Origin of the sequence: Serratia sp. 506_PEND (genome assembly GCF_001076875.1) — a bacterium.
Taxonomy (GTDB): domain Bacteria; phylum Pseudomonadota; class Gammaproteobacteria; order Enterobacterales; family Enterobacteriaceae; genus Serratia; species Serratia marcescens.
The window spans coordinates 1-6,109 of sequence record NZ_JVEL01000211.1 but is presented as its reverse complement, the minus strand read 5'-3'; the positions used below and the strand labels follow the sequence as shown (position 1 = coordinate 6,109).

Genomic DNA, 6,109 nt, shown 5'->3' with positions numbered 1-6,109 from the left:
GGCGTGGTCGCTGGAGGAGTTGGCGCAGCGCACCGGCCTTAGCCGGGCGACGCTCTCGCGGGTGGAGCGCGCCGAGACCAGCCCGACGGCATCGTTGCTGAACCGGCTGTGCGCCGCCTACGGGTTAACCATGTCGCGCCTGTTGAGCGAAATCGAAGACGAACCGCCGGAGCTGCTGCGGCCGCCGCAACAGCCGGTGTGGGTCGATCGCGCCAGCGGTTTTCACCGTCGCTCCGTTTCCCCGCCTGCCGCGCTGTATAAGGCCGAGTTTATCGAAGCCCGGCTTGATGCCGGCGCGCAGATCGATTACGACCTGCCGTCGATTCCGGCGCTGGAACATCACCTTTGGTTGCTGTCCGGGCAGTTGGAATTGACCCTGGAAGGGCGCGTTTTCCGGCTGTCGGCCGGCGACTGCCTGCGCTACCGCCTGTTCGGCGCCTCCCGTTTCCATGTCCCCGGCGATGAGCCGGCCCATTACACCCTCGTTATCTGCAGGCCATAGCCATGATTGAATTGCAACAGTGGGACGCCGGCGCGGCGCAAAGCGCCATTGTCGACTTGGCCGAGATGCTGCACGCCAGCGTGGCGCACGGCGCCAGCATCGGTTTTGTCATGCCCTTTACGCTGACGCAGGCGCAGGCGTTTTGGCAGGGGTTGCTGCCGGCCATCGCGCGGGGAGAGCGTGCGATGCTGGTGGCGCTCGCAAACGGCCGGCCGGTTGGCACCGTGCAGCTGTTACTGGCGATGCCGGACAACGGCCGCCACCGCGCGGAAGTGGTCAAGCTGATGGTGCACCCGCAGGCGCGGCGGCAGGGCGTCGCCCGGCTGTTGATGCAGGAAGTGCAGGCGCTGGCGGCGCGTCATCGCCGCAGCCTGTTGGTGCTGGATACCCTGAGCGGCAGCGCGGCGCAGGGGCTGTACCGTCAATTGGGGTTCGAGGCGGCGGGCGACATCCCGCAATACGCCCGCGCCAGCGACGGAGGGGCGTTGGAGGCCACCTGCTATATGTACAAACTGCTGTGACTCTTCGGATACTATTAAGTGAAGTCGATAGCTTGGACGCACTGACACTGATGGCGGAGTTGTCGGTGCAGTTGGCTGAGATCACCGGCGATAGCGGTTCGTCCTCGTTTGATCCTGCTTCTATAGAAGCGGATGGAGGTTGTTTTATGTTGGTACGCAATGCTGCCGATGAAGCCGTAGCTTGTGGGGCGCTGCGTCGATTAACTTCTGGCGTTGCAGAGTTGAAACGAATGTATGTGCGGGAGCCTGGCAACGGCATTGGTCGTAAATTATTGCATGCTTTGGAACAGCAGGCTCGGTGGTTGGGGTATCGACAATTGTGGCTGGAAACTCGAAGAGTCAACCTACGTGCCATCAAATTTTATCTGGCTCAGGGATATCGGATACGCGAGAACTATGGCCGTTATCGAGGTAACCCGCAGGCGGTCTGTTTTGAAAAAAATCTGTAATGGTGTTGCAAGTCCCCATAGCCATTTGAAATTGAAGATCCGTGCCTTGCCTGCTTAGGTTACGTTCAGATTAAATCAAAGAGCGGATGCTGCTACGATTTTTGTCCATAAATTAACCTTCTTTTGATGTTGGGTTGAACATATCAAAATCAGGCAATTACACAACTTTATGTACAGGCTCAAAAATATCGCGACCGCGATTTGCGGTCGCTAAAATAGAAGAACCCCATGCAAAAACATGGGGTTCGTCAGCAGCCTGGGCGCTCAAAGAGCGCCAATCGACCCTACATAGTCACTCGGTGGCTACTTTTTATTTGTATTAGCTCAGATTCCAATCTCTTTTTGAACCCATGCTCGCGCCTTTTTTACCGTCTCTAATGGGGGCGCTTTTTCAGGGTCTTGTTCTGCTTCGATAATTATCCACCCCTCATAGTTTGAATCTTTGAGGAAATTAATTACTGGTATGTAATTAACGATGCCATCTCCTGGAACTGTGAACAAGCCGGTCCTCACAGCATCATTAAAGCTCATGTCGTTGTTAATAACATTGTCTAACACATCACCACGGACATCCTTCATATGGATGTGGGCAACACGGTTGCCATACTTTTCAAGTACCCAACCTATGTCCACACCTGCAACTGTTGCATGGCCGCAATCCAGTACGATACCCACTAAATCATCGGTTGCTTCCAGAAATGCTTTCAGTTCATCGTTGGTTTCGACCACCATCATCAAATGGTGATGATAAGCGAGACGCAAGCCGTAAATTTTCTGTAGTGAGGCAGCCAGGTTGTTCACCCTTTGCGCGTATTGCTCTAGACTGATGTTCTCCAGGGTTGGAGAAAGCGATAATGGTTCATCTAATGGCGCACTCCCCGGCATGCCTCCGCATTCACCATAAACCATGACTTTCGCACCAAGCGACTTCAGAAGTAATGCGTGATCGTGAACGGCTTCAAGCTCCTCATCAAAGCTACGTTCAGCAAGGAATCCGTTATACCAGCCGGATGCCAGTTTGAGTTTTGCATCGGAAAGAATCGGCTGGAGTTTGTTAATCGTTCTGGGGAATTTACGTCCCAACTCAATCCCTTCATAGCCGGCAGCAGCGGCTTCTTCTAAGCAGGTTTCCAGTGGAATATCACCACCAAGATCTTCAAGTACGTCATTCGTCCAAGACAGTGGGCTCACGCCAACACGAATACGCTTTGATAAGTTCATAACTCTATCCTTCAAAATAAAAAGCACCGCTTCCGATGACCTGAGAAGCGATGCTAAGTAAGTTCTCAGAGGTTCTGAAGAACGTCAGACATTACAGGGAGAACGCTTCGCGGAAAGCCTCCAACGCCACCACAGAATCACCCGATGCCCAACCTTCAAGCGCGACTACACCGTGGTAGTTGATGCCCTGGAGAGCGCGGGCAACGGCTTTGTAGTTGATCTCACCTGTACCTGGCTCTTTACGACCAGGCACGTCAGCAACCTGGATTTCACCAATGTGCTTTTCGCTTTTCTGGATCAGTTCGACCAGATTACCTTCACCGATTTGCGCGTGATAAATATCGAGGTTCATTTTCAGGTATGGGCTGTTAACCGTAGTAACCAGCGCCAGAGTGTCCTCCGCTTTCGCGAAAGGTGTTCCCGGATGGTCAACGGCAGTATTCAGGTTTTCCAGTGTGAAAACCTTACCCGCCTTTTCGCCCAAAGTAGCAAGCGCATTCAGTGTTTCTTTTGCCTTCAGCCACATCGCACCGGTTACAACTTCAACGGGTTTTACGGGCAAACCCACGTTGTTCAGCCCTGTCCCATGCAGGTTCAGATTTAGGCAGCCGAGGCGACGAGCAACTTCAATCGACTCTTTGGCGCTAGAGAGCAGCTGAGCAATCTCTTCGTCATCAGTCAGGTTGCCTGAGATATAGCCGGTCATCGAAGTAATACGGGCACCGGTTCTTACCAGCGCATCGATGTCTTTCTTGGTCCAGTCCCATATTTCAACGCCGAAGCCCATAGCGTGAATGCGTTCTACACGCTCAATAAATGGCAGGTCGAGAAACACCATTTCAGCGCAGACGGACAATGAGTAGTTAGACATTTGTAATCCTTAGAGAGTGATCGGCTGGGACTGTTGAACGGAAGCGATACATGCCAAAGCGATTTCCAGCGCATTACGTGCATCTTCGCCTGTTGCTTTCGGGGCTTCACCAGTAGCAACACAACGAACGAAGTCTGTCAGCTCTGCCACATAAGCGTCACGTAGCAGATCGGTATCACGACGAGCCGTTTCGATAGAAATGCCGTCGGCAGTGTAACGCACACAGTTGTTCACGTTGATGTTGCCAGCCTGAAGCATGCCTTTACTGCCGAACACTTCTCCACGGACATCGTAGCCATACACGGCCTGGAAGTTGGCTTCAGCAGTGGCGATCGCGCCGTTATCAAAACGGATATTTACTACAGCGGTGTCCAGCAATCCGCGATCTTTAAAATCCGGACGTACTAACGCATCGGCTACAGCATAAACCTGAGTTGGTTTTGCGCCTGGGTTCAGGTGCAGCAGGATGTCGAAGTCGTGGATCAGGGTTTCCAGGAAAATTGTCCAGTGTGGGATGGGGGTAGGATCGCCCAAGCCTGGGTCGCGCGTGGTTGAGCGTAACAGTTGAGGCACGCCAATTTTGCCCGCTTTGATTTCTTCATAAGCGGCAGCGAAACCACTTACGAAACGACGGTTGAAGCCAACCTGTAATGCAACACCGGCTTCTTTAGCTGCATTGATGGCTTTATCCGCTTCTTCCAGCGTCACCGCCATTGGCTTCTCACAGAACACGCCTTTACCTGCTTTTGCTGCTGCCACAACTAGCTCAGCGTGAGTTCGCGCTGGAGATGCGATGACGACTGCGTCGATCTCGGGGTCACTCAGCATCGCCTGCGGATCGGTATAGGATTTTTGCGCGCCCAGTTTAGCAGCCAGTTTCTCGGCTGCGCCTGGTACGGGATCGGCCACTGCAACCAAGGTTGCGCCTGGAATACGTTGAGCGACTGTCTCACCATGGAAACTGCCCATACGACCTGCGCCAATCAGACCAACGCGCACAATATTTTTAATAGACATGAAACTCTCCTCAATATGTAGGGGACTTACGGTTTACTTTTGCGATACAGATTCTGGTGTGATGAGCGGTTGCTGCTTATGGCCAAAACGACGAGATTTGGAAAGCATCAGTGGTTCGATGTGCTCCAGCGATACCCCTTTGGTTTCGGGCAGGAAACGGCCAACGAACCAGAAAGCAATGACGCTGAATCCACCACATAACAGCAGCGGGAAGGCGCCGTGGAAGTGCTCCACCAGTGCTGGACTGCGGTTCATCATCGGGAAGCTTTGCGTCACGATGAAGTTAGATACCCAAAGAGAACAGAAGGCGTAGCCCATCGCGACTGCGCGCATACGGTTCGGGAAAATCTCAGAAATCAACAGCCACGCACCAAGGCTCCATGACAGGCCAAAAACAAAGATGAAGCCCACTAATCCCACCACCGGCAGAAAGCCTTTGGCTTCTTTCATAAATGCCCAGGAAGTGAAGAACAAAAAGGCAGCGCATCCTAGAGCACCCCAGCGCAGTAAAGGAATACGGCCTACGCGGTCAAAGGCAACAAGCGCGATGCTTACACCGGCTAACAGCGCCACACCGAGAAAAATACTCTGGAACAACGAGTCTTGTGTGCTACCAGTGACGTTCTGCAGAAGAGACGGCGCAAAATACATCAGGATATTGATACCGGAAACCTGTTGAAGCACGGCGATGGCACAGCCAATCCATAAGATGTAGGAAGCTTTTTTATCTTTCAGAATGCCGCGCTGATTTGATTCACCGGACGAAGCTGAATCAGCAGCAATGGAACTGCGGATTTCGGTATACAGGCGCTCAGCATGTGCGGCGTTAGAAAGAGAGGTTAGCACTTTCAGCGATTTATCTTTCTTGTTATGCATTGCATACCAGCGGGGTGATTCCGGCATAAAGAAGACCATAACGAGGAACAGCACGCAGGGAACCAGTGCAGATGCCAGCATCCAGCGCCAGCCCATAGACACAATCCATTCATGAGCAGCACCTTTGGAGATCAGGTAGTTCACCACATACACCACCAACTGGCCGCTCACCATCAGCATTTGCTGCATGCCTAACATGCGCCCGCGCAGATCTTTGGGAGACACTTCTGCAATGTAGAGTGGTGTAACGGCAGAGGCCATCCCTACAGCCAGCCCGCCAATCATGCGATAAACAACGAACCAGGTCAGATCAGTTGCTAAAGCCGCACCGATGGCTGAAATGGCAAACAGTACAGCGGTGATGATCAGTGTTGCTTTACGGCCAATACGGTCAGTGAGGCGTCCGACCCCCCAGGCACCGATAACACATCCAAAAATTACGTTAGAAACAGCCCAACCACTTTCCGCTGGCGTGAGTGATAAATGTTCGGTCAGAGGATCAATAACGCCTGAAATGACGGAGGCGTCATAACCGAGGATGATCCCGCTAACTGAAGCGATTGCACAGATGAATATAAGGTAAGGTACATTGTGTTTTCGTGTAGACATTTCATTACCTCTCCACGTTGGTCTTTTTAAGTTTTAGTCTTTG

7 protein-coding genes are annotated in these 6,109 nt (G+C 52.7%); 3 read left to right on the top strand and 4 right to left on the bottom strand.

All coding sequences use genetic code 11. The features are described 5' to 3' along the window. The 3 genes from ADK28_RS05185 to ADK28_RS29775 form a co-directional block, all read left to right on the top strand. On the top strand, positions 1–502 hold a 502-nt coding region (locus ADK28_RS05185; RefSeq protein WP_048795073.1), incomplete at its 5' end, for a helix-turn-helix domain-containing protein. A gap of 2 nt (positions 503–504) precedes the next feature. Beyond that, on the top strand, positions 505–1,023 hold the full coding sequence (locus tag ADK28_RS05180; protein WP_016928545.1) for a GNAT family N-acetyltransferase: 519 nt from the start codon (positions 505–507) through the stop codon (positions 1,021–1,023). Positions 1,024–1,055: 32 nt separating this feature from the next. After that, positions 1,056–1,472, top strand: a complete 417-nt coding sequence (locus ADK28_RS29775) for a GNAT family N-acetyltransferase (RefSeq protein WP_343286255.1) — start codon at positions 1,056–1,058, stop codon at positions 1,470–1,472. 324 nt (positions 1,473–1,796) lie between these two features. Here ADK28_RS29775 and iolE read toward each other — a convergent pair whose 3' ends face one another. From iolE to ADK28_RS05160, 4 genes are all read right to left on the bottom strand, one after another. After that, positions 1,797–2,693 (bottom strand): myo-inosose-2 dehydratase, encoded by an 897-nt coding sequence (gene iolE, locus ADK28_RS05175; RefSeq protein ID WP_048795072.1) that lies wholly within the window; start codon positions 2,691–2,693, stop codon positions 1,797–1,799. Positions 2,694–2,784: 91 nt separating this feature from the next. Continuing rightward, on the bottom strand, positions 2,785–3,564 hold the full coding sequence (locus ADK28_RS05170; RefSeq protein WP_048795071.1) for a TIM barrel protein: 780 nt from the start codon (positions 3,562–3,564) through the stop codon (positions 2,785–2,787). A 9-nt stretch (positions 3,565–3,573) separates the two neighbouring features. After that, the gene (locus ADK28_RS05165; protein ID WP_048795070.1) at positions 3,574–4,581 is read right to left on the bottom strand and encodes a Gfo/Idh/MocA family oxidoreductase; all 1,008 of its coding nucleotides are present in this window, start codon (positions 4,579–4,581) and stop codon (positions 3,574–3,576) included. Between the two features lie 33 nt (positions 4,582–4,614). Then, a complete protein-coding gene (locus tag ADK28_RS05160; RefSeq protein ID WP_048795069.1) occupies positions 4,615–6,066 on the bottom strand; it encodes a sugar porter family MFS transporter in 1,452 nt (483 codons plus the stop codon). Positions 6,067–6,109: the final 43 nt, after the last annotated feature.